Annotated in this window: 20 protein-coding genes and 1 pseudogene; 17 read left to right on the forward strand and 4 right to left on the reverse strand. The window is 26.3% G+C overall.

Features of this window, described 5'->3' with window-relative positions; translation table 11 throughout:
- The first annotated feature begins 58 nt into the window (after positions 1 to 58).
- The 17 genes and pseudogenes from L1S46_RS01660 to L1S46_RS01730 all read left to right on the forward strand — a co-directional run bounded on the left by L1S46_RS01660 (position 59) and on the right by L1S46_RS01730 (position 21,147).
- Positions 59 to 475, forward strand: coding sequence for a hypothetical protein (locus L1S46_RS01660; protein WP_171788213.1), 417 nt, complete (start codon positions 59 to 61; stop codon positions 473 to 475).
- 55 nt (positions 476 to 530) lie between these two features.
- Positions 531 to 1,460, forward strand: coding sequence for a hypothetical protein (locus tag L1S46_RS01665; RefSeq protein WP_171788214.1), 930 nt, complete (start codon positions 531 to 533; stop codon positions 1,458 to 1,460).
- A gap of 177 nt (positions 1,461 to 1,637) precedes the next feature.
- Positions 1,638 to 1,973: a hypothetical protein gene (locus L1S46_RS01670; RefSeq protein WP_171788215.1), complete on the forward strand. Its 336-nt coding sequence runs from the start codon at positions 1,638 to 1,640 to the stop codon at positions 1,971 to 1,973.
- A gap of 118 nt (positions 1,974 to 2,091) precedes the next feature.
- Positions 2,092 to 2,985, forward strand: a complete 894-nt coding sequence (locus L1S46_RS01675; RefSeq protein ID WP_171788216.1) for an AraC family transcriptional regulator — start codon at positions 2,092 to 2,094, stop codon at positions 2,983 to 2,985.
- 378 nt (positions 2,986 to 3,363) lie between these two features.
- Entirely contained in the window at positions 3,364 to 3,486 is a 123-nt protein-coding gene (locus L1S46_RS26260) for a hypothetical protein (RefSeq protein WP_275298947.1), read from the forward strand.
- A gap of 85 nt (positions 3,487 to 3,571) precedes the next feature.
- Entirely contained in the window at positions 3,572 to 4,384 is an 813-nt protein-coding gene (locus L1S46_RS01680; protein WP_171788217.1) for a phage replisome organizer N-terminal domain-containing protein, read from the forward strand.
- Positions 4,381 to 4,539: pseudogene (locus tag L1S46_RS26495) on the forward strand (DUF429 domain-containing protein); the annotation flags it as partial. The gene L1S46_RS01680 and the pseudogene L1S46_RS26495, both read left to right, overlap by 4 nt.
- A gap of 111 nt (positions 4,540 to 4,650) precedes the next feature.
- Positions 4,651 to 5,007 carry a nucleoside triphosphate pyrophosphohydrolase gene (locus L1S46_RS01685; RefSeq protein WP_171788848.1) on the forward strand — a complete coding sequence of 119 codons (357 nt, stop codon included), beginning with the start codon at positions 4,651 to 4,653 and terminating at the stop codon, positions 5,005 to 5,007.
- A 176-nt stretch (positions 5,008 to 5,183) separates the two neighbouring features.
- Positions 5,184 to 5,753, forward strand: a complete 570-nt coding sequence (locus L1S46_RS01690) for a hypothetical protein (protein ID WP_171788218.1) — start codon at positions 5,184 to 5,186, stop codon at positions 5,751 to 5,753.
- 83 nt (positions 5,754 to 5,836) lie between these two features.
- The gene (dptF, locus tag L1S46_RS01695; RefSeq protein WP_171788219.1) at positions 5,837 to 8,236 is read left to right on the forward strand and encodes a DNA phosphorothioation-dependent restriction protein DptF; all 2,400 of its coding nucleotides are present in this window, start codon (positions 5,837 to 5,839) and stop codon (positions 8,234 to 8,236) included.
- Between the two features lie 3 nt (positions 8,237 to 8,239).
- Positions 8,240 to 9,634, forward strand: coding sequence for a DNA phosphorothioation-dependent restriction protein DptG (gene dptG / locus L1S46_RS01700; protein ID WP_171788220.1), 1,395 nt, complete (start codon positions 8,240 to 8,242; stop codon positions 9,632 to 9,634).
- Positions 9,615 to 14,807, forward strand: a complete 5,193-nt coding sequence (gene dptH, locus L1S46_RS01705) for a DNA phosphorothioation-dependent restriction protein DptH (protein ID WP_171788221.1) — start codon at positions 9,615 to 9,617, stop codon at positions 14,805 to 14,807. Before dptG ends, dptH begins: the two co-directional genes overlap by 20 nt.
- A gap of 233 nt (positions 14,808 to 15,040) precedes the next feature.
- Positions 15,041 to 16,696, forward strand: a complete 1,656-nt coding sequence (locus tag L1S46_RS01710; RefSeq protein WP_171788222.1) for a P-loop NTPase fold protein — start codon at positions 15,041 to 15,043, stop codon at positions 16,694 to 16,696.
- Positions 16,696 to 18,303, forward strand: a complete 1,608-nt coding sequence (locus L1S46_RS01715; protein WP_171788223.1) for a DUF262 domain-containing protein — start codon at positions 16,696 to 16,698, stop codon at positions 18,301 to 18,303. The genes L1S46_RS01710 and L1S46_RS01715 overlap by 1 nt, the downstream gene beginning before the upstream one ends.
- A 22-nt stretch (positions 18,304 to 18,325) precedes the next feature.
- Entirely contained in the window at positions 18,326 to 20,278 is a 1,953-nt protein-coding gene (locus L1S46_RS01720; RefSeq protein ID WP_171788224.1) for a P-loop NTPase fold protein, read from the forward strand.
- A 75-nt stretch (positions 20,279 to 20,353) separates the two neighbouring features.
- Positions 20,354 to 20,626 carry a hypothetical protein gene (locus L1S46_RS01725; RefSeq protein ID WP_171788225.1) on the forward strand — a complete coding sequence of 91 codons (273 nt, stop codon included), beginning with the start codon at positions 20,354 to 20,356 and terminating at the stop codon, positions 20,624 to 20,626.
- Positions 20,627 to 20,763: 137 nt separating this feature from the next.
- Positions 20,764 to 21,147: a hypothetical protein gene (locus tag L1S46_RS01730; protein ID WP_171788226.1), complete on the forward strand. Its 384-nt coding sequence runs from the start codon at positions 20,764 to 20,766 to the stop codon at positions 21,145 to 21,147.
- On the opposite strand, the gene L1S46_RS01735 is transcribed toward L1S46_RS01730, so the two are convergent.
- From L1S46_RS01735 to dndC, 4 genes are read right to left on the reverse strand one after another with little or no spacing between them, the layout of a single operon-like run.
- Positions 21,144 to 22,334 (reverse strand): cysteine desulfurase family protein, encoded by a 1,191-nt coding sequence (locus L1S46_RS01735; RefSeq protein WP_171788227.1) that lies wholly within the window; start codon positions 22,332 to 22,334, stop codon positions 21,144 to 21,146. The genes L1S46_RS01730 and L1S46_RS01735 overlap by 4 nt on opposite strands.
- Positions 22,331 to 22,723 (reverse strand): DndE family protein, encoded by a 393-nt coding sequence (locus L1S46_RS01740; protein ID WP_171788228.1) that lies wholly within the window; start codon positions 22,721 to 22,723, stop codon positions 22,331 to 22,333. The genes L1S46_RS01735 and L1S46_RS01740 overlap by 4 nt, the downstream gene beginning before the upstream one ends.
- Positions 22,724 to 22,725: 2 nt before the next feature.
- Positions 22,726 to 24,885, reverse strand: coding sequence for a DNA sulfur modification protein DndD (dndD, locus tag L1S46_RS01745; protein ID WP_171788229.1), 2,160 nt, complete (start codon positions 24,883 to 24,885; stop codon positions 22,726 to 22,728).
- Positions 24,875 to 26,503 carry a DNA phosphorothioation system sulfurtransferase DndC gene (gene dndC, locus L1S46_RS01750; RefSeq protein WP_171788230.1) on the reverse strand — a complete coding sequence of 543 codons (1,629 nt, stop codon included), beginning with the start codon at positions 26,501 to 26,503 and terminating at the stop codon, positions 24,875 to 24,877. Before dndC ends, dndD begins: the two co-directional genes overlap by 11 nt.
- Between the last annotated feature and the right edge of the window lie 2 nt (positions 26,504 to 26,505).

Below are 26,505 nucleotides of genomic sequence, written 5' to 3' on the forward strand. Positions count from 1 at the left end.
AAAAGAAATCCAAAAGTTTCATAATTATAAAATTTTAAGAGAATATTGGGGGGATTTTTTGTTTAGAAATATCGTACTAACTAAGGCAGGGGATTCAACGCTAGCAATAGCTTTTGTTGTTGTTTCATTAAACTTCAATAAAGAATTTAGCAGCGAAGCAATAATGACATTTTTATCAATAATATTATCAGCTATATTAGTTATAATTCATAATTTAGAATTTAAGCCTAAAAAGTACCTAAATATTTGGGTGCTTGAAATAAGCACAATTTTTGCAATAATCTATTGTTTTATATCAATAATTAGTTCTGCATATCTATATAAAACATTATCAGAAGCTCCATTAAAAAGAATTGGATTGTTTTGGAATGCATTTTCGTTTTTAGTAGTTATATGTAACATAATAAATATCGGAGTGGCATATTTAGGTACTAAGATATTAAAAAAATCAAATGATAATCAGGATAGGGATTGATAAAATAGATCAGTAGTAATCTCATGGAGTTTACATGAATAGAGAGGAAATTGTAATGAGCGAAAATAAAATAAAAGAGCCAGTTATATTTATTGTAATTGAACCAAATACAAAAGCAAATTATATTAACATCTTTAAAGCTTTAAGGTCAATTTATGAGAAAGAGCCTAGCTTCAAAATTTATACTAAAGACAAAACTAAGTATGTTATTATTGCTGGAGTAGAAGAGGAAACACTTCAAATTGTTATTGAAGCTTTGCGAAAAGAATTTAATATTGAGTTTAAGGCTGGCGATACACAAATTATATATAAGCAGACTATTAAGAATACTATAAAATCAGAAGGTAGATACATAAAACAGAGTGGTGTCGAGAGCTATGGGCATTGTTTTATTGAAATTGAACCTAAGGATCGAGGAAAAGGATATGAATTTATAAATAAAATTTATGATGATGAAGTTATTCCTAAAGAATTTATTGAATGCATTAATTCAGGCATTCAAGAGTCAATAAGCTTAGGAATGTGTTGTGGTTATTCTTTAACTGATATAAAAGTTACACTGTATGATGGTTCATATCATAAAACATATTCAAGGCAAATGGCTTTTAAGATTGCAGGGTATATAGCCATTAGAGAAGCCATAAAAGATATAGAACTTACATTTTTAGAACCTATATTGAAATTAGTGTTTGAATCAAAGGATAACAAAGAAGATATAATAAGACTTATTCATAATAGCAGCGGAAAAATTGAAGATGGTGGCAGTAATGGAGAAATTACAGTCTACATTCCTTTGAGAGAAACTATTGGTAGTGCTTCGGTAGCTTTAAAAAATCTCTTTAAACATGCTTTATCAATAGATATTAGTCATTATGAGGAAATTCCATATAAAATACAGAAAAATATTGCAAATGAAGAGGATTTTTATAGATGTGAATATGTGGATTTACTAAATTATAAGATTGAAGAGGATGAAACTCTATGATTGATGGTATTTATGATAACTAAATAATTGAAATAATAGAATCAAATTAGATGTTAGCCTATTTTTCATGATTAGATATCAGCAGAGAAACTGAAAGCTATTGATGAATAATATGTTTAAAAAATATTGGTTTTAAAATAAGATTATAAATAGTAATTTGTAGGTAAGGTGAGAAGCGTGTACAAAGTAAGCAAAAAATCTAATAATGGCTGGGAAGTACATAAAGCTGTAGGAAGTGATACGATTTCCCTTGTAAAGTACAACGCAAATCATGGTGATATAAATAAATTGATGGAAGCATTACGACTTTTATATGGAAACAAAGTTGTAGAAGGTTCCATTGATATGAATATGGCTATGCAAGATGAATATTTGCAGGATTTATCAGTTGGAGCTTATCAGTTTATTATTAATTTAGATTTTTGGGAAACTTTTATTTTTTATCCAAAGCAAAAAGAGGGAAATTCATACGTTATGAAAGTTTTCTATAAATTAGCTGTAGATACTAACTAAAATATTAATCAATGTAGGTACGAGTAATTAAAAAGCATACAGGACAAAATACTGCAAACTAGGACAGGAATATTTTTACAAGGAGTTTTATAATACATAGTGAAAGGGGAGAGGATAGATGAGTTTTGGAAAGTCATTACAAAGCGCAATTGATTATATGGAGAGTCACCTCCTAGAGAAGATCAATTACGAAAATGTAGCAAAAGAAGTGCATATGTCATGTTACAATTTTCATAGAATATTCAGCTTAATGGCTGGAATAACAGCAAATGAGTACATTCGTAACAGAAAGTTGTCACTAGCAGGACAAGAATTACAGCTAACTGACAGTAAAATTATTGATGTTGCCTTTAAGTATGGTTATGAAACACCAGAAAGCTTTGCAAAGGCTTTTTCTCGGTTTCATGGTGTATCACCAAAGTTAGCTAAAAGAAAAGGAACTCAACTCTGTCTCTTTAACCCTTTGGCCATTAAAATTATATTGGAAGGCGGAAACACTATGAATTATAGGATTGAAGAAACAGGCAAACAAAAATTTATTGCAAAGGTACGAGCATTTAGTAATGAAATTATGAATGAGGCTGGCAATCATGATATTCCTGACTTTTGGGGTGAATGTCATAAAGAACATTTAGTAGAAGAAATTAGGAATATGAGGCCAGATGGTAAAAAAGATTTATATGGTCTATGCAGCCCTACCAAAAAGAATGAAACAACTTTTGATTATGGAATTGGAGTACTTATTGATGAAGATACTTATATAGATAATGAAGAAGCAATGCTCAAAAAAGGTTACCGTATATGGGAAGTTGATTCGGCAACCTATGTAGTTTTTAAATGCTATGGTAATAACGGTGATTGTATCAGTGAAATGTGGCGTAGATTTTTTAAAGAATTCTTACCACAGTCTGACTATGAACAGACAGAAGACACTGACTATGAAATTTATCTCGATGAAGGGGAGCCTGGTTTATTTTGTGAATTGTGGATTCCTGTAAAGAGAGTATCATAATAGATGAGGAATATGTGCAGCAACTTAAGCAAAGCATTGAGGCGCAGAAGAAACTTATTGAGAAAAGAAAAATTGATGATTAACATATATGATCATTATGAATATATGTTTTGTGAGTTTGAAGACGAGGCGCAAGGAAAGTCTATGGAGAATAAAGAAGTATCATTTTAGAGCTTATGGAAATAAGCTCTAATTTTATGGTGAAATATACTTATAATATAGATTAATTAACACTTTTACGTGTTTATAAAGATTAGATTTATGTAAAAGACGGTGAAAAATACAGCAATGTTTGCGATTTTGTTGAAGAGGAAGTGATTCGAATTATTAAAAGATGTGAATGGGTAACCATAGAAGAATTAGAAAAGTATTCTGGTTATGATGAATGGATTGATGTTTGCAAAGGTTGGAATAATTAAAGTAATTGATAATTTTAAAATTCATTTCAGAGGTCAAAATGAAAAATACAAGCTTTTAGAAGCTAAATTACAGGAAGAATAAAATAATTTTTAATTTATATTAGTAACTTTCATTTTTAAGCATATATCCTATATAGATAAATTATTTATATAGGAGCGTGTTAAAAATGAGAGAAAGAAAATGTGTTAAATTTAATGTGAATATGTATGAGGATACAAAGTTCAAAATAATAGATAGAATGGAAAAAAGAGATCTTATAAATTATGTTTGGACTAGGCTTGTGGTTCTTGCAGGCAAGGTCAATTTAGAAGGAGAATTATTTTTATCTAGAAATATACCATATACTCTAGAGACTTTGGCTATAGAGTTCAATAGAGAAGTATCTGAAATAGAATTAGCTATAAAAACTTTTATAGACTTAGAAATGGTTGAACTCACTCAAGATAAAATATATAAAGTAAAAAACTTTGTAAAGCATCAAAATATTAAAACAAAAGAAAAAGTTCAAAATAAACATAAGGCAGAAGAAGTAGAAATTAACGAGAAGAAACAGCTAAGCACCAGCTGTATAGAGAATATTAATGTGGAGAGTGAGAATAAACATAAGGATAATAAAGTCATTGATATAAAAGATAATATTGCAAATAAAAATGTCACTACTGCTGATAATAAAAGCTGTATGGAAACAAGTACAAGTGTACATTTAAACAGCTGTAATAAAAATGTAACGGAAGTAGATAATGAAGCCACTCAGAAATTAAATATGGAAAAATACAAAAGCAAAGAGCATTTACCTAATGAGATAGTAACTACCTTAGAGAAGAAAAAGGTAAAAAATAAAAGTAAGCCTAAGAAAAAAGAGAAGATTAATGAAATTAGTGTTGTTGATGAAGTAGAAAATAATGATCTGATGAAGATTACTAACGGGGAGCCGGTAATAGGAAAAGATGAGGAGGTTGTTTTGGCATTTAGCTTTTGACAGAAGGAAAAACTTCAAGTATATTTAATACTCCATGCAGACAAGCTGTGTATGCTGAAAACCACACAAAAGCTATTGAAGAAAATAAAGCAAATTTAGGAGCAAGCCTAAGTCCATTATCTTATGTAATATGTGGCAAAATCCGTGAAATACATGATGTTATAGATGCATTATGTTTAGCAATTACAGGAGGTATTGGATTAGAAAGTGGATCTGAAACAATATCTGAGTTGCCTATGGAAGATAAAAGAGGAATGAAAATGCAGATGGTTTATGGAAAATTAAATGAACATAATAAAATAAATGAAAATAATGAAAAAACCTATAATAAATTAGTAAGAGATAAAATCCCAGAAATAATAAAAGCAGATGGGAGACAATGCGATATTTTAATAGCAGCTGGAGATGAAAAGTATAAGCTTTTAGAAGCTAAATTAGTTGAAGAAGTTAATGAATTTTTAGAAGATAAGAATTTAGAAGAATTAGCTGATGTAATGGAAGTATTGTTTGGACTTGCGGAAAGCTTAGGGTATAGTGAAGAAGAACTTTTAAAAGCTAGAGCTAAAAAGCTTAAAGAACGTGGGGGCTTTAAGGATGGGATTGTCATTAAGACTGTTAGGTAATTAAAAAATAAGATGAGATTGATTTTTTTATAAGCATACTATTTGTAGAGTTACAATCAGTGTGCTTATTTACGTTAATAAAAGTATTCAATCGCATAATTTGAATGGAAGTAATATGGCTTATGTGGTAAAATATTCATATATAATGTTAGAAATTGAAAAATGAGGAGAAAAGTATGAAAACACCATTAGGGTATCAATGTACAGAACTTGATTGTGTTCCAACTACAATAACCAATGGAATAAGATATTTATTTAATAGAAATGAGATACATCCAGAAGTAGTAAAAATAATAAATTTATATAGTTTAGATACAAAAGATAAAAATGGAAAAGTTGGTGGTAAAGGAACCTCGCTTTACTCAATACAATTAATAAGTAATTCTTTAAATCAAATATCTGATTTTCAGTTAAAGTGTGAATTATTACTAAAAGATGAAGTTAAATTAGATACCATTAGTAACTGTATAGAAGACAATGGTGTTGTAGCAGTTAGAGTATATTACGGGGACAGTCTATACCATTATATATTAGTAACTAATATAGATGAAAAAAATGTATATGTATTTGATCCATATTATAGAAAGAAAAAATATGAAGATCAAGAAATTGAACTTATTGAAAATGAGTCAGTTAAATATAATAGAAAAATTGCAAAAGAAAGATTTGCATCAGAAGAGTTAAAAATTTTTGCGATGAGTAAAGTAGAAGAACGTGAATGCATACTTATGGGCAAAATATGTTAAAAATAAAATTTACATATAATCAATGAAACTAATAAAAGAATTTGATATAAATATTTAATTAAAAAAGGAAGGAAGAAAATCCATTGGAAAATGATGTTTTCAGCTATCTAGATAAAGAGTACAGATATTTAAATAAGTACATTAATGAAATAAATGAATATTTATTCACAGCGCCACATACAGCAATAATTAAAGGGCGAACTTTTGTGGAAAATTTGACTCAAGAAATTGCTAAGATCGAGAATCATGGATTATTAAGTAGTTTATCGCAAATGGATAGATTACAGGTATTAGAACAAGATGGTATTTTTACAGAGGAAATAGATAAGCTTTTTCATTATGTAAGAAGATTAGGCAATAAAGCCGCTCATGATACGATTGAGGGTGAATTAGAAGCGGCTTTAAATATGCATAAAAATATTTATAAGATCACATGTTGGTTTGTTGAACTGTATATTGATCCTAATTATGAAGAGATCCCTTATAAAAATCCTATGCCACGTTTAGATACACCATCAACTATTGATGCAGAAACCATTAAACAAGTTATTCAAAAAACAATGGAAGATATGTTAATGCAAAATAAGTCTATCTTACAAAATAATGAAGAAATTACTTCTCAAAATGAAAGTTCTGCTACATTAGAGGAACATAATAAAGATATAGAGCAAGCACATACAGACTTATTATTAGAAAACATATTTAATAATGAGGAACCAGATAAAAAATGCTTGGTTCAAGAATTAGCAAAATTAAAAGAATCTTCAAAAGAGGCAGTAGAAGGACTTGGAACATTTACACCATTTAAAAGATATATGCATATAGAAAGAGATGCACAAGATGATTTAGAAAAGTTGATAAAGAAGGCTAATGAATCTAATCAAGCTCAATTAATATTAGTATGTGGTAGTGTTGGTGATGGTAAATCTCATATTATTTCATATTTTAATAATAAAAATAATGAAATTATGCAGAATTTTACTATTCATAATGATGCTACAGAAAGTTTGGAGCCAAGTAAAACTTCAATGGACACATTAAATGAAGTATTAGACGAATTTAGTGATGAAAAAATTGAGAATAGTACTCAAAAATTTATATTGGCAATTAATTTAGGGACTTTAAATAATTTTATTGATTCTGAATATGGTGAAAGATTTACGAAATTAAAACAATTTGTATTTGATAAAAAAATACTTGAAAATGCAATTGAAGATAGTAGTTTTGATGAAAATAGTTCTTTTCAATTTGTTAACTTTAGTGATTATCATATATTCAACTTAATGGATGGTATGGCATATTCAAAGTATGTTAAATCAATTATGAAGAAGATAACAGAATCTTATGAAATAGATTCAGTGGAAAACAATATATTTTATGGCTCCTATAAGAAACATTGCAACCAATGTGAAAATAAAGATTGTTGCCCTATTAAATCTAATTACGAGTTATTATCACAAGAGAATGTACAAAAGTCTATTATAGATTTGTTAGTTCAATGTATTGTGAAAAATAAAATTATTATTTCTACAAGAGCTTTACTTAACTTTATGTATGAGTTGATAATACCAAGATCATATATTGATGTTAATTCACCAACCTTTAAAAATAGTATTTCAAAACTTAATAACCAAGATTATATAAAATCACTAATGCCTAATATTATATTTGATCATAAAGAGTTATCGTTTATTTTTGAAGCTTTAAATAGTATTGATCCATTGAATGTGAGAAATGAAAAAGTTGATGATTTTATTATAGATTTTAATAATACATCAAATGCAGTAGATTATTTCAATAAATATATTAATTATTCTGCAGGGTATTTGGATAAGCTAAATAATATTGGTTTAAATGAAATAGAGAATAAAAAAATAAGATTTGATTTATTAAAATTGTTTATTAGAAGTTATTATATTTGTGGTTCAGATTCATTATTTTCATTAAGAGATAAAGTCTTTGATGATTATATGAATGCATTATATTACTGGAATAAAGGCGATAAATTAAAGTTAATAAATGTTTATAATAATGTTAAAGATGGAATTATGAATTGGAATGGTGAAGCTGATGAAAAGTATATAAATATTTTCATGGGAAAAAATCAAATTAAATATAAAATCAGTGAAAAAATTGAATTGAAAGCAGATACAACAAATTTATCTATAAATGATAGAACAGATATAAATAAATTTATTGGCAATTTAAAACTAAAATTTAAAGGTAATAATGCTAAAGATCCTTATGAACTAGATATTGATTATAATTTATACAAATTATTAAGACAAGTTAATAATGGATATAGACCTAATAAAAAAGATAAAAATCATTTTATAAAGTTTATTGAATTTATGAACAAGCTTCAAGATACAGGATCTAAAAATGAAGAAGTAGTATTTACTGAAAAGAATAGAGAAAATAATAAAAAATATAAACTCGCCTATGATGAAGAATTTGAAACTTATAGATTTATGGAGATATAGAATATGGAAGAGCAAAAAATTTATGAATTAGATTTAGAAAAAATAGAAAATAATTTTAAGTTTACTGAAAATAGCTTGACTCATAGTCAGTGCAAGGAATTTAAACTTCTACCATATGCAGCTAATGAAAAAACTTTAGTTTCAAATTTTGATGGAGTTATAGGTGCATTTTCAAGAAATTTATGTGATAAGCAAATAGAAAATAACTTTAAAAGTGAAATGTTTATTAATAATGTAGTAGAGAGTATAGCAGATTTTGATGGAAATGCTAGTGAAGAAGCATTTAGAAATATTATTGAAACTATGTTTTTAGAAAAAGATAACTTAGTGGACTTCAATATAAAAACATTAAATTACAGAATATCAACTAGTGCTGATGAAAAAATAGCAAAATTCTTAAATTCAATTTTTATAGATGAAGATTTAAAAGAGTTAGTTAAAGATCATTATGATAAAGATGTTAGTAATATTTTATATAAAATAGTACTAAAGGCTTTACCAGATTTAAAAGAGAAGGTACATGATGGAGAGGAATATAAATGTTATTTACCTTTTATTAAGGAACTTTTTAAAGAAGATTTAATATTTCTTTTATCTAATGAAGAATTATATAAAAATTCAATAAAGCGTTTTATAGAATATTATAATATGTTCTATATTTCTCAACTTGCAATAAAATTAAGTAAATTTAATGGAGCAGATTTAACCAAGGCTGATAGTGTTTATTATACCTTAAGCTTTGAAAGTACATCTAAAAATCGAACAGCATATCAGTTTGGATGGGAAATTCTTAAAGGTTATGTAGATGACTTATTTTCACATGCTATAACATTAGAGTTTTTAAATCATAGTAATATAGATGAACAGCTAGGATATGTTGAGTTATTTAATATATTCAACAACGAAAATCAAGAAAAAATTGAATCACAATTAGAAGAACTGTGTGAATCATATATTGCAAGAAGGCAAGATGGAATTGATTGGGATGGCTTTGAAATAAAAAAAGGCAATAGTGAGAATAAAGCCTTTGATAAGGTATATAAATTATTTGAAGCAGTAAGATATCAGTTTCAAGGAAAGACATCAACAAGAACAAGGGCTAATGATGCATATAATAATTGGTTTAAAAAATTTGTTGAAGCTAATTTTGGAAAAAGAAGAGGTTCACTTGGATATTGTTTAAACTTAAATGAAGAAGATATTATTTTATTAACAAAGATATGTATTAAAAAGCAAGGAAGATTAAAATTAAGTGTATTATTTAACGAGTTTGAAAAACGAGGAATTTCCTTTGATAGGGATTCAAGAATTAAAATAATTGGATTATTTGAAAAACTAAATTTATTAGAAAAGAAATCAGATAGTGGGGATGCACAATATGTCAGATCAGTTTTATAGTTATTTATCAAAAAGAATAATAGAATTTTTTAATATTAATCCTTTAAGCAGCGGTGCTAAATACAATATTCAATTTGAAAAATTAGAACAGGTTAATGGATTATATGAAGAACTTAAAAATAATACATTATACAAGGAATTTAAATATAAGGATTCTAAAGGCGAAGTAATATATACAGCTTATATGCTTAACTTTCCTAATATAAAGTTAATTGTATCTGCAACAAGTGATACTGTAAAACCTGACTTTTTAACAAGACTTAGAAATATGGTTGGTGTCGAAGAGGGGTATATAGATAAAGCAATACTATTTATACATGATACAAATCTAGATAGTATTATTGGAGGAACTGAATCTTTTTCTAAAGAGGGAATGCCATTTCATGTTAATTCAATAGAAAAAGATATTCGGAAGGAACTTTTAAATTCTAGTTTTTCAGAAGTTGATAAAGCAATAATTGAATTAGATTTAGAAAGAAAAAGCAAGGATCTAATTGGAGATAGTATTTCAATTTTTGAGTATAAAGAATTACTAGCTATTATAAATGGTACATGTATAGAAAGAAATCAGTATAAAAACTTTGGATTGTTTTATGATAGTAAATTATCAGATAAAACCAATAAAAATGATATTAAGAAAAGAATTGATGAAAATGCTAACAACTTTAATAGGGTTGATGAAATTCATAAATATGGTAATCCAGAAGTCCAGCTTGAAAGATATTATGATACAAAAGGTGTAACTGAATTAAAAGGTGAAGAATGGAAAGAATCTGATTTTAAGGATGTTGAAAAATATATAGAAGGCAGAATTAATACACCGATACTGGGGTATTTAGGAAGCAATGTAGACTGGGATAGGGAAGAAGGAGCATCAAAAGCAAAATCTAGAATAAGAAATATAATTATATTTAATGAAGAAAGAAAAGAAAAGCTTGAACTGGAATTTTCTTTTGATGCAGCACTTTCAAAAAGCTTTTTATCAGTAGTTGGTGATGTTGAAGCTGTTAATTCCGGAAAAAGAATAAAAGCTACAATTTCTTATTGTGATGAAAATAATAATTTTTATAAAATTATTTATAATGATAAAAATGTAAAATTTGAATTTAGAATTGTAGTTGTTTGTTTTAGCGAAAGCTATTTTGAAAGTATAAAAACAAACTATTCTGTAATTATGAAAAATAAAACTAATTATATTTTATTAAATACAAATGATTCTTCTATAGTGTTTAATGAATATTCAATAAACTCAAAAACTTATGAGCTAGCTGATAATTATGAGACTGTTCCTGTTGTAGAAAATGAAAAGCTTATAATAAAGATTGGTGAAAATTTTGTTTATGAAGAAGATAGTGATTTAATTAAGTTAAAATTAAATATATGTAATAGCATAATACCTTTTGGAATAATGGGAACAAGCGATAAGATAGGACCAATAGAAGGTTTAAGAGTTTGGAAATCAAAACGAGAGAAAAAGAGTGATTTTAAGCTTATAGGTGAAAATAAACTTCAATTTGGTACTAAAGAAAATTTTGCAAGAGATGAATTTAGAAAAACACTTCAATTAGAAAAGCAAATAATTGAAATGGAAGGTTTGTGTTTTGAGGAAAACAGTGAAGGGTTGGAATGTGTAGATTTAGAATTAAATTTTGAAGTTAAGAATAACTTTATAAAGATATTAAATTACTTCAAATCAAATAATAAATTACCAAGTCTTTCTTATTTAAATGATGATCTTAAGAGTCTTTATAAGTCATTTATAGATGTTTATATTAAAGAACTTAATAATTTACCAGAAGCTGATTATTTATCAAAAGAGCAAAAAGACTTATTTAAATTAGGAACCCTTAAAAGAAATATAGGTGATATGGAGCTAATGCTTACACCACTCCATCCATTGAATATTGCATATCAGCTTCATATAAATGAACAATTGAAAAATGAAGAAATTGAAGATGAAATAATTAAAAAGATTAATTCAACATACTTAATGCCATATGTAAAGCAGTCAGATAAATCATTGTATATTCCTATGGAACAAAATCATTCACCAGAGTGGAAATATTATGTTGATGATAAGCTTCCTAGATATAAGAGTTCAAGAGACTTTGTATCTAAGTTAGTTAATGAAAAAATAGAAGAGTTCATAGATCACTTTAAATATTTATTTAGCATGGGAAATAATGCTCCGCTAAGAATTAATTTAATAAACACAGGTGACAGTAAAGAAATATTACAAGGAATATTTAAGTATTATATAAGACAGCTAAAATCGAATAACAAAGAAGTATTACCAATTGACTTATTTATATATTCAAATAAAGGTATTACAAATGCATTTGAGGAAGTTGCGTTTAACGATAATATTAAAGATTTAAAAGAAGCTTATGGGTTAGATTTAAATTTGAACAATATGTCAGAAGAAGATATATTAGATTTGTATAGAGAAAAGGTACATTTTTATTCTAAGAAAGTTGAAAATGGAATTGAATATGCACATATAACTTTTGTTGAAATGAGTAATGAGGCTCAAACTATAATATCTAAAATGGATGATATTCCATCTGGAATAATATTAAATGGACTAATATCAGGAGTGCCATCAGTATTTTCTGGGGATTATTATAGAACTGGTTTTGGGATAAAGTATGCAAATAATAAAACAGATTTAATGGTTGTTGCAAGTAAGTTAAATGCAATAAATGTAGCAAGTTTTGGTGAGCCTTATGATAGTAATAGATGTGTAGCAATTTCAGTTTCTAATGAAAATAGAATGACTTTAGATGATATATATAATAGTAGTCATTGGGTTACATTTATAGATCCTAAAGTAGATTTGAATTTCTTTAAAAATGATCCAGAAGCTAAAGATTTATTAATAATTCATTATAGTGACCAATATACTACAGCTGGTGGATATGATGCAATTACTGTAACAAGAAAAAGCGGACCATATCAAAAGGTAATTGAAGAATTTTTATATAAAAAGGGAATAGAAAATGCTGATAAATATTCCCCAAGTATAATTAATATGTTTAATGCAATAAATGGAGATTGGTTGCTTAGATTATTATCTAGTAAATCACATTTTCCTAAGGAGAAAATAAGTATATTATCAGCAATAAAATTAGCATTGGCTAAATTTAAAATTGATAATGTAATTTGGGTTCCAATATCACTGGAAGAAGTATTAAGAGTTTCAGGAGGAGCAGGACTTAAACAAAGCGAAGGCTTTTTATCTGCAAAGAAGCTAGGCTTTGAAAATAATGGAGCTACAAGTGATGATATTCTTTTAGTTGGAATTGAAAAAATTAATGATAAAACTTTTGTTCATTATTATCCTATTGAAGTGAAGATAGGGGACAATCCTAACTGGTATGTTCAAAAAGGCATAGAACAAGCAAAATCAACTAAAAAGATATTTAATGAGATATTATTACCTAAAGAAGATAAAGAGTTGACAAGTACTCAAAAGGTATATAGAAACTTCTTGATGCAGTTAGTAATAACAAGTGCTGAAAAACTCAATCTTTATAATGTTTGTGATGAAGAAAATTGGAATACTGTTATTGACTCTGATTTAAGGAGAATTTTATTAAATGAAGAATATATAATAATTAATTCCTTTGAAGAAGTTATAGGTGAAGCAGCAGTTATATCATTTAAGAAAGAAAATCATTTTGAAAATATAAGACTTGAAGATAATGTTATGGTTATAGATATGTCCGAAAATGACGGCTTTGAATTTATTACTAAGACTGTTGGGGAGATAAGAGAAAAAGTTGGAACAATAGATATTTGTAATGAAGAGAGTGTTAATGATCATAAGTCATCAGGTAATGTTTCTAATGTTGGAATAAATGATGAAACAAAAGAAGATAAAGAGGTTAGCATAACTCAGCCCGAAGAGAATATAGAGTTAACATCATCAGAAATTATTAATGATGAGCCTATAACAGAAGGTGGACAACCAGAAGCAGTAGCAGATCCGCCATCGTTATACGAAAGTAAAGATGATAGAAACATGGAAATTTTATTTGGAGTTAATCAAAAGAATAATAAAGAAATATATTGGTGTCCCAATGATACAAATAAATTAATGCATACTAATACAGGAATCATTGGAACAATGGGAACAGGAAAAACTCAATTTACAAAATCTATGGTTACGCAAATTTATAAGGAATCAAAGTACAATGTTGATGGAAATAAAGTTGGAATATTAATATTTGATTATAAAGGGGATTATAATAAGTCAAAACAAGATTTTATAGATGCAACTGATGCTAAAGTCTATAAATTATATAATCTACCATTTAATCCATTTTCAATAAGTTTAGCAGATGATCCATTACCAATGCTGCCATTGCATGTAGCAAGTACATTTGCTGAAACAATAATACAAGCTTTTGGACTCGGAAAGAAACAAGAGGCTTTATTAGGAGATTTGATTTTAGAAGCATATGAAAGACGAGGAATCTTGATTGAAGACCCAGAGACATGGTACAAGCCAGCTCCAACTTTACAAGATGTTTATAGTGTTTATGAAGAAAGAGAAGATATAAAAAAAGATGATAGCTTATATGCTGCATTTAGGAAATTGATAAGATATAAAATATTTGAAGCTGATCCATTAAAAACAATTGCTTTATTTGAATTAATAGATGGAGTTACTGTTATTGATTTGTCAAGTTATGATCCTGGGACTCAAAATCTTGTTGTAGCAATAACTTTAGATTTATTTTATTCACAAATGCAAGCGCATGGCCACAGTAAAATTGATGGCAACTTAAGACAATTAAATAAGATTGTATTAGTTGATGAAGCGGATAACTTCTTGAGTAAAAATTTCTCTTCATTAAAGAAAATACTTAAAGAAGGAAGAGAATTTGGTGTTGGAACAATTCTTTCAACTCAATTGTTAAGCCATTTTTCTACAGGTGAAAATGAGTATGCTAATTATATTTTAACTTGGGTAGTTCACAACGTGGCTGATTTAAATAATAAGGATGTTAAGTATATTTTTAATACTCAAAGTAAGGGAGAAGAAGAGAATATTTATAGTAAGATAAAGAGTCTTAGTAAACATTACAGCTTGGTTAAGATGGGGGATAGTGATAGAGCTTTGTTTATGAAGGATAGGGCTTTTTGGGAATTGGTAAATGAAACATAAAAGAGGAGTATGACATTATTTTTATATAATTTAGAGCATAAAACAAATCTATTGATAGTTAATAGATTTGTTTTAATTCATATTTTGGATATTAGTTACTGTATAGATCTGATAGAACTTAGAACTTTTTTTATACTATATTGTGGAAAAATGGGTTATTATATAGTATAATATGGTAAAAAGTAGAATAAACAGAAATATATGAAATGTATTATATGTAAGTGGGGAAGTTAATGGAAGGAATTTTAAATGATAATAATTCTGATTTAGATTATTTAGGATATGAAGCATATATAGAAGCATTTAATTATATAATAGAAAGCGATAATAGGATAATAGTGCCACCGATAGTATTTGGAATTCATGGAAAGTGGGGAAGTGGAAAGTCAACGTTCATGAATTTATTAAGCAAAAAAATAAGTATTAATAAAAAAAACATAATTATAGATATAAACCCTTGGGAATATGATGATAAGTCTGATTTTGTATTAATATTTTTTGCTAAATTGTATAATCAGATTATTGAAAAAAAACTATTAGAAAAAACGAAGGGGAAAATTACTGATTTACTCACACCAATTTTACGTGGTGCTAAATTAAAACTTGATTTAGAAACAATACCCAATCTACCCAAGGCTGGAATTGAGTATGATTTTTCCAAATTAGTAGAATCTGAAAAGCAAAAGATGCTGAATGATGTTGTTAAGGATAATTATTTAAAAAAAGAAAAAATAAAAGAAATTTTGAATGATTCAAGTATTAAAGATAAAAAAATTATAATTTTTATTGATGATTTAGATAGGTGTTCAGTTGATAAGGTAATAAATGTTATTGAAAGTATAAAATTATTTCTTAATTCACCGAATTGTATTTTTTTTATGGGGTGTGATATAGAATATTTAAGATCATCAATAGCAATTAAATATAAGGAATATTTTAATGAAAACAAAAATTATAATAAAAATAAGGATGATTTTTCAAAGGAATATTTGGAAAAAATTATACAAATCCCGTTTAATATTCCTGCATTAGATTATGATAATATTAATGTTTTTTTAAAGAAAATATTAAATACAAATACTGAGATACAAAAATTCAAAAACAATATAAGTATCAATGATAGAGAGTTTAAACCTAAATTGCAATATTTAACACGAATATTTTTTAAATACAGTTGTTCTCCAAGGAAAATAAGAAGGATATTATCAATTATTTACTTGAATTTTATAATTATGAAATTTAATAAAGTTGATAGTATAAATATTGATTTTATATCTTTTTTAAATGTTATATCTGATTTGGAACCTGAATATTTCAAGGATAATTTTACATCAATTGATAAAAGTATTAAGGAATTAAAAAGATTAAAATTATTATGTAATTATGAAAATATATGTTTAAAAAATGAAAATATGTGTGTTCAGTATTTTGTAAATGATAAACAAATGGCTAATAGCAATAATATCTATGAATTAATTAAAAATATTAATAAATATATATATGTCAGTCAGATATGCAATGAAAACAAATATACTACAATCATAAGTAATTATGAGAATGGAATGAATTCAGAAGATTTTCTTGCACTTATTACTGATAGTAATATGAATAAATTTTTTATATGGTTTTTTTATTCATGGTTTAGTATTGATATATTTAAACTGGATATACAAGCTAATAATATCAGAGTATGCTCAATAAAAGATGTAGAGTTAGCTACAATTAAAATTAACAAAATTGAAAAAATTATAAGTATCAAATTTATTAAGAATATTATAAAAGTGAAAGTAACTGATATTAAATCATTAAATGGAATTAGAGATGAAGATATAAAAGAACAATTGTTATTGTTAAAGAACATATGTAATTTGGAAAGGAAGAAGAAATAGTGGAACTGTTAATAGAAAATTATGAAGAGAGTAAAAATGGAGATATAAAAATTTATCAGACAAATATAAGAGAATTATTTGAACAGCTGGATAATGTATATAGAGTTGATGTATATCAAAGAAAATATTCATGGAAAGATGATCAAATTAAAGACTTATTAGAAGATTATAACAAAATTATTGATAGTAAAAAAGACCACTATTTGGGAGTAATTACATTAGTTCGGAAAGACACCAATAGGTATAGTATTGTTGATGGACAGCAAAGACTTTTGACAAATATTATATTATTATGTGTACTTAGAGATTGTGCATTTAAACTTGAACTAAATACATTTGCAAGAGAAATTCAAAAGAATCTTATAATGTGTAAAGATGGAATAAAAATACAGGCATGTAAAAATGATTCGGATTTATTAGCTATATTTACTGAAGTTTACAGTAGTTCAAAAGAAAAGTTTATAGATGAATATAGTGAAAATAAAGGTGTGTATGATAAAGCGATTAAGTATATTCAATCTAATTTGGAATCTCCAACAAAGGAAAGAGATATATTAAGAAAATATAATATAATAAATACTTATAGTTTTTTTTATAGTAACATAGTTGAAAAGTTGAATAGTGAAAATAATATATTAGCGAAGAGAAAAATACTTGAATCTTATAAAGAAGTATTGTTTAATGTCTCAATAATTGTAGTATTAAGTGAGAGCAGGGACAATATATTTTTATTGTTTAATTCTTTAAATAATAAAGGATTGATGTTATCACAATTTGATGTAATTAGAAATTTATTTTTTTCTTGTATACAATTTAAAAGTATTGACGAAAGCTATTATGAAGAATTTGGAGAATATTGGGATAAACTTGTTTGTAATTTAGAAGATATCGATATTTTAAAGTTTTTAAAATATTATATGATGTGTAAAATAAATAAAATACGTAATATTGAAGAAGTGGTAAAAGATTTTCAAGATATTTTTAAAAGTGAATGTTTAACTGTAGAACATACTTTCAGTTTTTTGGAAGATTTGTGCAAATATGCAGAGATATATAAACAATTATTTTGCGAATATGAAGATAGTGAATATGGAGATTCTCATTACTATATCCATCAATTTGGACAAGAAGCTTGTTATTCGTTTTTAATGAAATGCATACATGAATTCTCAGATGATTTAGAGTTTATAAAGAAAATTTTTAAAGAGATTGAAGGATTATCATTAGGTAGAAAGTTAACTGGTAAAAGTGTTAAAAATTTAGATAATATTTTTAATGAACTGATTACCAATATTAATGATAGACAGAATATTGTTGAGAGTGTTAAAAAGAAAAAAATTACGCGTAATGAAATTGAAAATTCAATAAAGTTAAGTGATAGAATTTGGAAGAGTGATAAAGTGGTTAAATACATATTCCAAAAGCAATATGGGAGAGATGTTGGTACCATAAAAAGAATATCTTCAGATGAGGAAGAAAAATATGTGTTAGGAAATTATTATGCATCAAAAAAAGAACAATGTTCAAATGAATCTGATGTAGCATTAAGAACTTCAAAATTTATTAATATGTTATTAAATTGGTCAAGCGATTTAGAAGATATGTAATTTATGGAATGAGGTATTCAAAATGGCTAATTTTTTTAATGATATAGCTAGCGAAGAAGATTATTTAGGATATAATCCATATATCGAAGCATTTAACTATATATTAACTAATAATAATGATTTAATTACACCTCCTTTAGTCTTTGGAATTCATGGAAAATGGGGATCTGGAAAAACAACATTTATGAATTTAATAAAGAGTAGGATAGAAAAAGAGAAAAAGTTTTATACAGTCGAGATAAATCCATGGGAATATGGACATACACAAAATTTTATTACTATTTTTGTAGCCAAGTTATATCAAGAAGTTAAAAATAAAGTTAGATATTTTGGTGATGAATCAGGATTGGATTTTATAAAAGCTATTTTTACTCCTCTTAAATTAACTTTAGATCTAAAGCCAATTAAAGCTGAATATGATTTTAACAAATTTAGTTTAGATCAACAGCAAGATACTATAAATAAATATATTTCAGAAAATTTTGCTTTAAAAGAATCGATAAGTTATATTTTGAATCATGATTTTATTTCAAACAAAAAGATAGTGATTTTTATTGATGATTTAGATAGATGTAGTGTTGATAAAGTTATGGAAGTTATAGAATCAATTAAGTTGATATTTAACTCTAACAATTGTATATTCTTTTTGGGATGCGATATTAACTATCTTCAAAGTGCGTTATCAAATAAATATGAAAGTTTTATTAAATTCAGTAAAGAAAATAAAAATGATGTTGTAAATTTTGATTTAAATGATTTTTCAAGAGAATATTTAGAAAAAATTATTCAAATCCCGTTTTATATGCCATCAATTGATGGTAAAGCTATTAAAAGATATATTTGGTCAATACTAGAACATAGGAAAACTCCTGGGAGAAAATTAGATCCTAAAGAGAATATATTTGAAAACTTTAAGAAAGATTTAAAAGATGATTTTATATCAGATTTAATAATTGCAACAGATATAAATCCAAGACGTATAAAACGTATATTAAATTTAACGTTTTTAAATTATGTTTTTATGAAATTTAAAAATATAGAAAAAAATAACTTAATGATTAATACGAAGCTATTAGCATTTTTATGTATTATTAGAGAAGTGTATCCCAAATTTTACAAAGAAAAACTTTCATATGAATTAGCAGGAAGAAAAACATTCGAGCGCTTTTTTGAAATATATGATAATGAAAAAAAAGATTCTGGTAAATTATTTGGAGAGGCATTAGCTGAATTTGTTAAAAATATTAAGGATAATAATATAAATACATCTATCAACAGTAAAAATAGCTTAGCAGAGGATTTAGAGGAAATAAATAAAGATAATAGCAATAAAAACTTATATGAAAAAGTATATTCGCTATTTGAATTATATTTTAAGGATCGTGATATTAAAAGTAGTAAGAAATTAAATGAGGAAATATATCATTTATCTCTTTATATAAGTGTAAGTAATCTTAATGTTTCTGAAAATGAAACGGAATCAGAGTGGGGAGAGTTAGCTCAAATAAAATCTGACATAACCGGTAAAAAGCTTATAATATTTTTAGAAATGCTATCAGAAAATTCACCCGCAAAAAATCTAATTTATTGGTTTTTTTATAATGTGTACTCAAAAAAACGGGATAAATATATTTTAGGAATTGTTAAAAACGTTAATATATATATTAAAACTGATGGGGGGAGAGAATGGGCTTTTAGATTTGATTATAACAAAAGAAGTAATAATTTAGAGATCGTATTTGAGTGGAGAAATGAATATAAAAGTATAATTTCTAATTTAAATGAAATCATAAAGTCTAAGAAATATAATCCTATAAATAAGAAAATAGAAGTTAGTGAAGAAACAACATTAGATGAACTTGAAAAAATAAAGGACGACTTAATTAGAATAACAGCAAAACTTGACTATTTAGAAGAAAACGAGATCTTGAATAGCAATGAAGAAATTGCATCTACGGAATATTCAAACAATTAATCTTTATATATAGCATTTAGAATATTTATGGATATTATTAAATGTCGTCAAAAAAATTAGGTTATTGGAGGTATTATGAAGGGTACTAAAAACAAATATATGAGGAGTATTAACAAGTACAGAAAGTGCTTATTAATTTTAATTGCAGGAAGCGTAGTATTATTTATTACGTTTAATATGGTAGATAACATTTGGAAAATATTTTTACAAACAATATCTTCATATATTATTGTAAGCTGTTTATTAGACATACTAAAAAAATATGCTACAGATGAAGAATTAATAAAAGACATTTCAGAAGGTTTCAATAGTGAAATTGATGCAATGAAATTAGGCATAAAAAAATAGATATAAATAATGAGAAAGAGTTAACACCAGAAAAAATAATTAAATTAGCTAAAAAACGAATAGATATTTTACATGTATATGGATATAGTTGGACAAGAGATAATGCAGCTTTATTAACAGAAGCATTAAAGAATAAAGTGAAAATTAGAGTTATTATTTCTGATTTTAATAATGAAACAGCAATGAAATTCTATAGCAATCATATGGAAAGAGATATTTCAAGTAAAATAGACGAAGTATTAGTTAAGTGGAAGGAGATATATATTAATTCAGGTCAAAATGATTATCAACAAATATATTTATTTGATGGAGCAATTACACATACAGTTCATTTAAATGAACATAGTGTTGTGATAAAAAGCATACCATCTTGTAAGTCATTTTCAAAAGGAAATATAATAACTATTTTTTCAAAGAAATTAAATGATGGTATATATGATAAATACGAACAAGAAATAGAACAGATAGTAAAGGAAAGCAAGCTATATACTATTGATGAACTATTAAAAAGCGGGAATTAAATTCTCGCTTTTTCAATATCATAAGAGTTCATATTTTTATTTGGAGTAAGTCGTATGAAATTAGAACTTCTATCAGTAATTCCAATCTCTTGAATAACATAAGAAGGCTCGCCAATACCACAAGCTGACCCTGAAGAAATAGCACACCTATCAGCCATATCCTTAATAAACATATCATTAACAATCCCAGGAATAAGCATTCCAATAACTCCAGGAATATGATTATCAGGATCACCCAAAAATTCAACGCCAGGATATTTTTCAGTAAGCATTTTCTTAGTTTCAATTTCTAATTCAGATATTTTCTTAATATATTCATTCATATCTCGTTTAGCAATTTCACAAGCCTTACCGAATCCAACAATATTATGGACAGCAGAAGTTCCAGCTCTATATCCACTTTCTTGAAGTCCACCATGAATTAATGAAGTTATTTTATAATCAGATAAGCCATTTTGCCTAATAAAAGCTGCACCAACACCTTTAGGGCCGTAAATCTTATGGGCTGACATTGAAAGGAAATCTACAGGAAGTTTTTTTACATCAATATCAATTTTGCCTAAAATTTGTGTAGCATCAGAGTGAAATAGTATATTTTTTTCTTTTGCAATAGAACATAAGTCTTCAATATCATTTAATGAACCAATTTCATTATTACCCCATATAAATGAAGCAAGTATAGTATTATCTTTAATTGAATTTATAAAAGTATCATTTTCAACTTGCGCATATTGATTTACTGGAAGAAATGAGACTTCATATCCACGATCAATCTTTTTAGTAGTTGACTTTTTCTTTAAAAATTGGCTTGCTAATGATTTTTCAGATTTATTCCAAAATACATCACCATTTAAGAAGCTACATGTTTGAAGTACTGATTTATGTTCAACTGTTGATGTAATTATATGATTTCCACTTTCTTCATAGAATTTTTTATAATCAGCTACACCTTTTATTATGAAGTTATTGCTTTCAGAAGCTCCACCAGTAAATACTATTTCTTTTGGCTGAGCATTTATTAATGCTGCAACCTGTTGTCTGGCTTTTTCAACTGCATTATTAGCATTTATAGCTAGGGTATAATATCTACTAGAGGGATTGCCATATTCCTCTTTTAAATATGGCAACATTGCATCTAATACTTCAGGATCAATAGGCGTAGTTGCACTATTATCTAAATATATCATAAATTAGCACCACCTTTATTATCTAATGCTTTTTTCAAAAATCCTTCTAAATTTCCACCTGAATATTTATATTGATGAGATAAGAGTTCAGCACCTCTATCCATATGAAGCTTCATATAATGTGGGTAATATTCATCATCATTTATATTACGACCAAGATTAACTTCGATAAGAGCTTTAAATATTGTATCAAAATCTCCTGTAACTGTTGACCTTTGGAGATCAAGTCCAGTCATATCATCATTTTTATAGTCTTCAATTGAAGTTTTATCTTTTAAGGAAAGTGAAACAGCTATTTTACTTAAAGCAAAAGGTTTAAGGTTTGAACTTTTACCTATTTCTTCAAATATTTCTTTTGTCTTCTTTGATGTTTTTAATCTAAATCCCATAATTACACCTCAAAATATCCATTTTTAACTTCAGTTTTACGTAAGTCTGCATTGTATAATAGTAAATACTCATCACATACATAAGGTTTTACAACAGTATATAATTCACTATCAATTTCTTTATTAGTTGAAAGTATTATTACTTGCTTACTTATATTTGGTAAATAAGTAGTAGTTAATGAATTTCTATGAGTTTCATCTATACGAGCATAAGGAGTGTCTATTATAAATGGTATTTCAACTCCTGAACTTTTAATTATTGCCCATATTAAACAAAGGATATAAATTTGTTTTTCACCATTAGAAAAATCATTAATATTTACTTTTGTGCTTAAATTTATATAATTGCCTAAAACATCATTAATTATTTTGGTTTTAAGCTCGTCATTTGTTTTTACATTATAATGTTTTAATAAATCTTCTAAGAATTTAAATCCATACTTCTTTGTCATACCATCAAATCCAAGATTGTGTATTACATTTAATAATTCAGTACTATTATAGTCCTTATTTATGTAAAGAGTAGTACTAAAATTATCATCAATAACAATACTATTTACATAGTTATCCTTTCTAATTATAGTGCTAAAGATTTTTATAAATTCATCTTCAATTAAAGATATTTTATCTTTAGTTAAATTAGTAAGAAGTTCATTTAAATATTCAATAAGTTGTGATGACATATCTAAAACATTCATATTTTGAAGTAGAGTAGTATACTCATTTCTTGCTCGCGTAAGATGATATTCTTTATTTTTCAATTCATCATGTTTTGAATCTATAGTTGATTTTTTTACCGCAATGCTATTTTGAACACTATTTATTTCTTCGTTAATTGAGTGAAGAGATTCTAAATAACTATTTAATATATCATCAGATATAGATGAAGTTAATTTATCTCTTAAATTTTTTAATTTATATCCTATTTTAGAGATTCTCTTATGCTTTGAAATAATACTATTAGAGAAGGTATCTTTATTTGATAAAATAGTATTAATAGTATGATTTATTGTAGCTTTTTGTTCTGCCGATAATTCCAACATTATAGTTACGTTATTTAGTTCAGAAGTATTAAACATATTATCTAATAAATCTAAAGCAATTTCATCATAAGAATTTACAATTGTATCTTTTTTAAGATGACTGCTAAGAGTTTCCTCTACAATCCTTCCAGATAATTTTTCTTTTATGGAATTATAAGAAGTTAAATTATCTTCTTTTTCAATTTGAATTTTTGTTTTTTCCAAAAGATCAGTAACTAACAAAAAAGGAAGAGTGTCATTGCAAAAATCTTTAATATCTTGGTTTGTATTAGTACGTTCAACTTCAAGCTTTGTTATTTCAGAATTTAAAGCTGCCTTTTCACCTTCTAAAAGTCCACCACTATTTCTAAAGTTATCTTCAATTCCATTTCTTTTAATTAGCAAATTATCAAAATGCTCTTCATATAAAAGCACCTTTTTTTCTAGTTCTTCAATCTCTGTTTTTATTTCTTTAACAGAAGAGTTTAGTAAATCAAAATTATTTTGAGCTTCTTCAATTTTTATATTAGATTTTGATTTAGACCTTTGATGAGTTAATAATTGCTTTTTTAATACATCAAAAGTATCATAATTAAATAATTCAAGAATAGACTCTTTTAAATTAGAATTTGCATTTTTACCAGTAAAGAAATCACTTAACTCCTCACCATCAAAAAAGAAGAAATCAAATAATGATGGAGGAATAACAGATTTTAAATATTTATCAAAATACAATTTATCTTCATCATTTAACTCTTTATCTCCTAAGTAAACATTAAATTCTTCAATTATTTTTTGATTTACATATTTCCAAGAACGTTTTAAATTGTATTCTTTAATTTCAGTTCCATCCTTAAAAGAAATATTTAAACCTAAAAAACATTCTATATTTTCATTTTTAAATGCATTATCATTTATATTATTTTTGATCTTAGTTTGATAATTATAATTTTGACCAATATATCCATAAGTAATAGGTCCATAAATACATAATTTGATTGCTTCAAATAAAGTTGATTTACCAGCTCCATTTTCTCCACCAATTAAAACAATATTCTTATTATCATGTGGCGTAAAGGAGAAAGTAATTTCATCTTCATATGATCTAAAGTTTTTTAATGTTATGCTGTTAATTATCATTTTCTATCTCCTCAACTATTGCTTTGTGTAAATGTCTTTGATTAAGAATTTTATTAATTGATTTATCTAAAACAGATTTATTTGTAAAATGCTTATATTTATTTGTTTCAATTAATAGTCTGTTAATTAAATCCTGGTTAATATCATGTTTATTACATAAATTTGATATTTCATCAATAGTTTCATTATCAAACATTGGTTTTTTATAATCATCCCAAGGAAGTCTTTCGCCCATGATTCTATAATATAAATCAACTAAAGTTCTATGAGTTAGATCTTCTTCATCATCCCAAATTCTATCTATAGATTCTAACTCTTGTTTAGTGATAAGTTCAATATCGAATTCCTCATTAATAAGTTTTTGTATTTCTAAAAGTTTTTCTAGAATTAATTGCCTAGCCTTAAAATTAAAAGGACCATATCCAATTATATTTATATATTCGCCTTTGTCATCTTTTTGAATCTTAGATTTATCTAACATAACATCATTAGAATCATTAACACTTAAAAGTGGAAGTAGTTCTAAATAAATTTTATCTTTATCTTCAGGTTCACTGTAATTACCGTTATCAATTTCAGTTTGACAATTCTTTAAATCTATATAACCTTCACCATCAGTGTTTGGGAAAATATAATCTGGATTTATTGTGTAGTCATTTAATAAAGGTAATTTCTCTAAGTGTAATTTTTTATAGTAGTGATTGCCATCTCTTCTATATTGCATTCTATATTCGTGTTTATTACGAATACTGATTATCCATTCTCTAAAGTCTAGTAAAGGTTGAAGCCAAGTCTCACCATTTTGTATAAAACCAGTCAAAGATTTATCTTTATTTACAACAGTACAAATCCAACACCCCATTCTTGAATTACCACAAGATTGAGTGTCTTTATCGTTTGTAGTAGTAAATGGACATTCACCACCATCAGCACCCATATATAATGTGAATAATTCATTATTACTAGCACCCCATGGATTTGAACCATTGTTAGAGAGAAGTATTGCCCACACATCATCAGTAGTTAATTCAACTATTGGATTATATACGTAAGTATTAGTAAGAGTAACATGAGGAGTTAGAAGATAACCTTCAATTTCTCTATTTTTTATTCTAATACTTCTAGCAATGCTTTCAGCCTTTCTAACACCTAAAAGAACAACAACTTCACCGTTTTCTTTGACTTTTTCCTCAATAAATTTATTAGAAGGTTTAATTTTAAGCTTTTCAGTACACCATCTAAATCTAATTGATGTAGGAGTAGGGAGACCTTTTCCAATTATATTAGTCCAATATGTATTATCATATTCAGGATGAACCATATGAGCATATAATGGAATATTTTCTTTTTTTGCACCTTCATTTATTAGGGTAGAATTCTTATTTAAATAACCTAAAACAATAGGATTTTCTATAAGGGTATCAGAAGAAACAACATAGACGTCCTTACTTCTCTCTTCTGGAGGTAATTGCATTAACATAGTAAATACCAATTGAACTACGGTGGTACTATCTTTACCACCGCTATACCCAATAACCCATGGTCTTGAGTCATTTTTATATACCTTTTTCATTTCGTCTAGTATATCATTTACTTTTAGTTGTAATTCAGTATTCATAT

The sequence above is a fragment of the Clostridium sp. YIM B02500 genome, from assembly GCF_022324665.1.
In the GTDB taxonomy this organism is placed as follows: Bacteria; Bacillota; Clostridia; order Clostridiales; family Clostridiaceae; genus Clostridium; species Clostridium beijerinckii.

Coding starts and splice junctions, on each gene's coding strand:
- dptG (WP_171788220.1), top strand. CDS start 8,240: ATGGAAGAGCAAAAAATTTATGAATTAGATTTAGAAAAAATAGAAAAT.
- dptH (WP_171788221.1), top strand. CDS start 9,615: ATGTCAGATCAGTTTTATAGTTATTTATCAAAAAGAATAATAGAATTT.
- L1S46_RS01710 (WP_171788222.1), top strand. CDS start 15,041: ATGGAAGGAATTTTAAATGATAATAATTCTGATTTAGATTATTTAGGA.
- dndC (WP_171788230.1), bottom strand. CDS start 26,503: ATGAATACTGAATTACAACTAAAAGTAAATGATATACTAGACGAAATG.
- L1S46_RS01665 (WP_171788214.1), top strand. CDS start 531: ATGAGCGAAAATAAAATAAAAGAGCCAGTTATATTTATTGTAATTGAA.
- dndD (WP_171788229.1), bottom strand. CDS start 24,885: ATGATAATTAACAGCATAACATTAAAAAACTTTAGATCATATGAAGAT.
- L1S46_RS26260 (WP_275298947.1), top strand. CDS start 3,364: ATGATGAATGGATTGATGTTTGCAAAGGTTGGAATAATTAAAGTAATT.
- L1S46_RS01690 (WP_171788218.1), top strand. CDS start 5,184: ATGAAAACACCATTAGGGTATCAATGTACAGAACTTGATTGTGTTCCA.
- L1S46_RS01735 (WP_171788227.1), bottom strand. CDS start 22,334: ATGATATATTTAGATAATAGTGCAACTACGCCTATTGATCCTGAAGTA.
- L1S46_RS01675 (WP_171788216.1), top strand. CDS start 2,092: ATGAGTTTTGGAAAGTCATTACAAAGCGCAATTGATTATATGGAGAGT.
- L1S46_RS01680 (WP_171788217.1), top strand. CDS start 3,572: ATGAGAGAAAGAAAATGTGTTAAATTTAATGTGAATATGTATGAGGAT.
- L1S46_RS01740 (WP_171788228.1), bottom strand. CDS start 22,723: ATGGGATTTAGATTAAAAACATCAAAGAAGACAAAAGAAATATTTGAA.
- L1S46_RS01685 (WP_171788848.1), top strand. CDS start 4,651: ATGGTTTATGGAAAATTAAATGAACATAATAAAATAAATGAAAATAAT.
- L1S46_RS01725 (WP_171788225.1), top strand. CDS start 20,354: ATGAAGGGTACTAAAAACAAATATATGAGGAGTATTAACAAGTACAGA.
- L1S46_RS01720 (WP_171788224.1), top strand. CDS start 18,326: ATGGCTAATTTTTTTAATGATATAGCTAGCGAAGAAGATTATTTAGGA.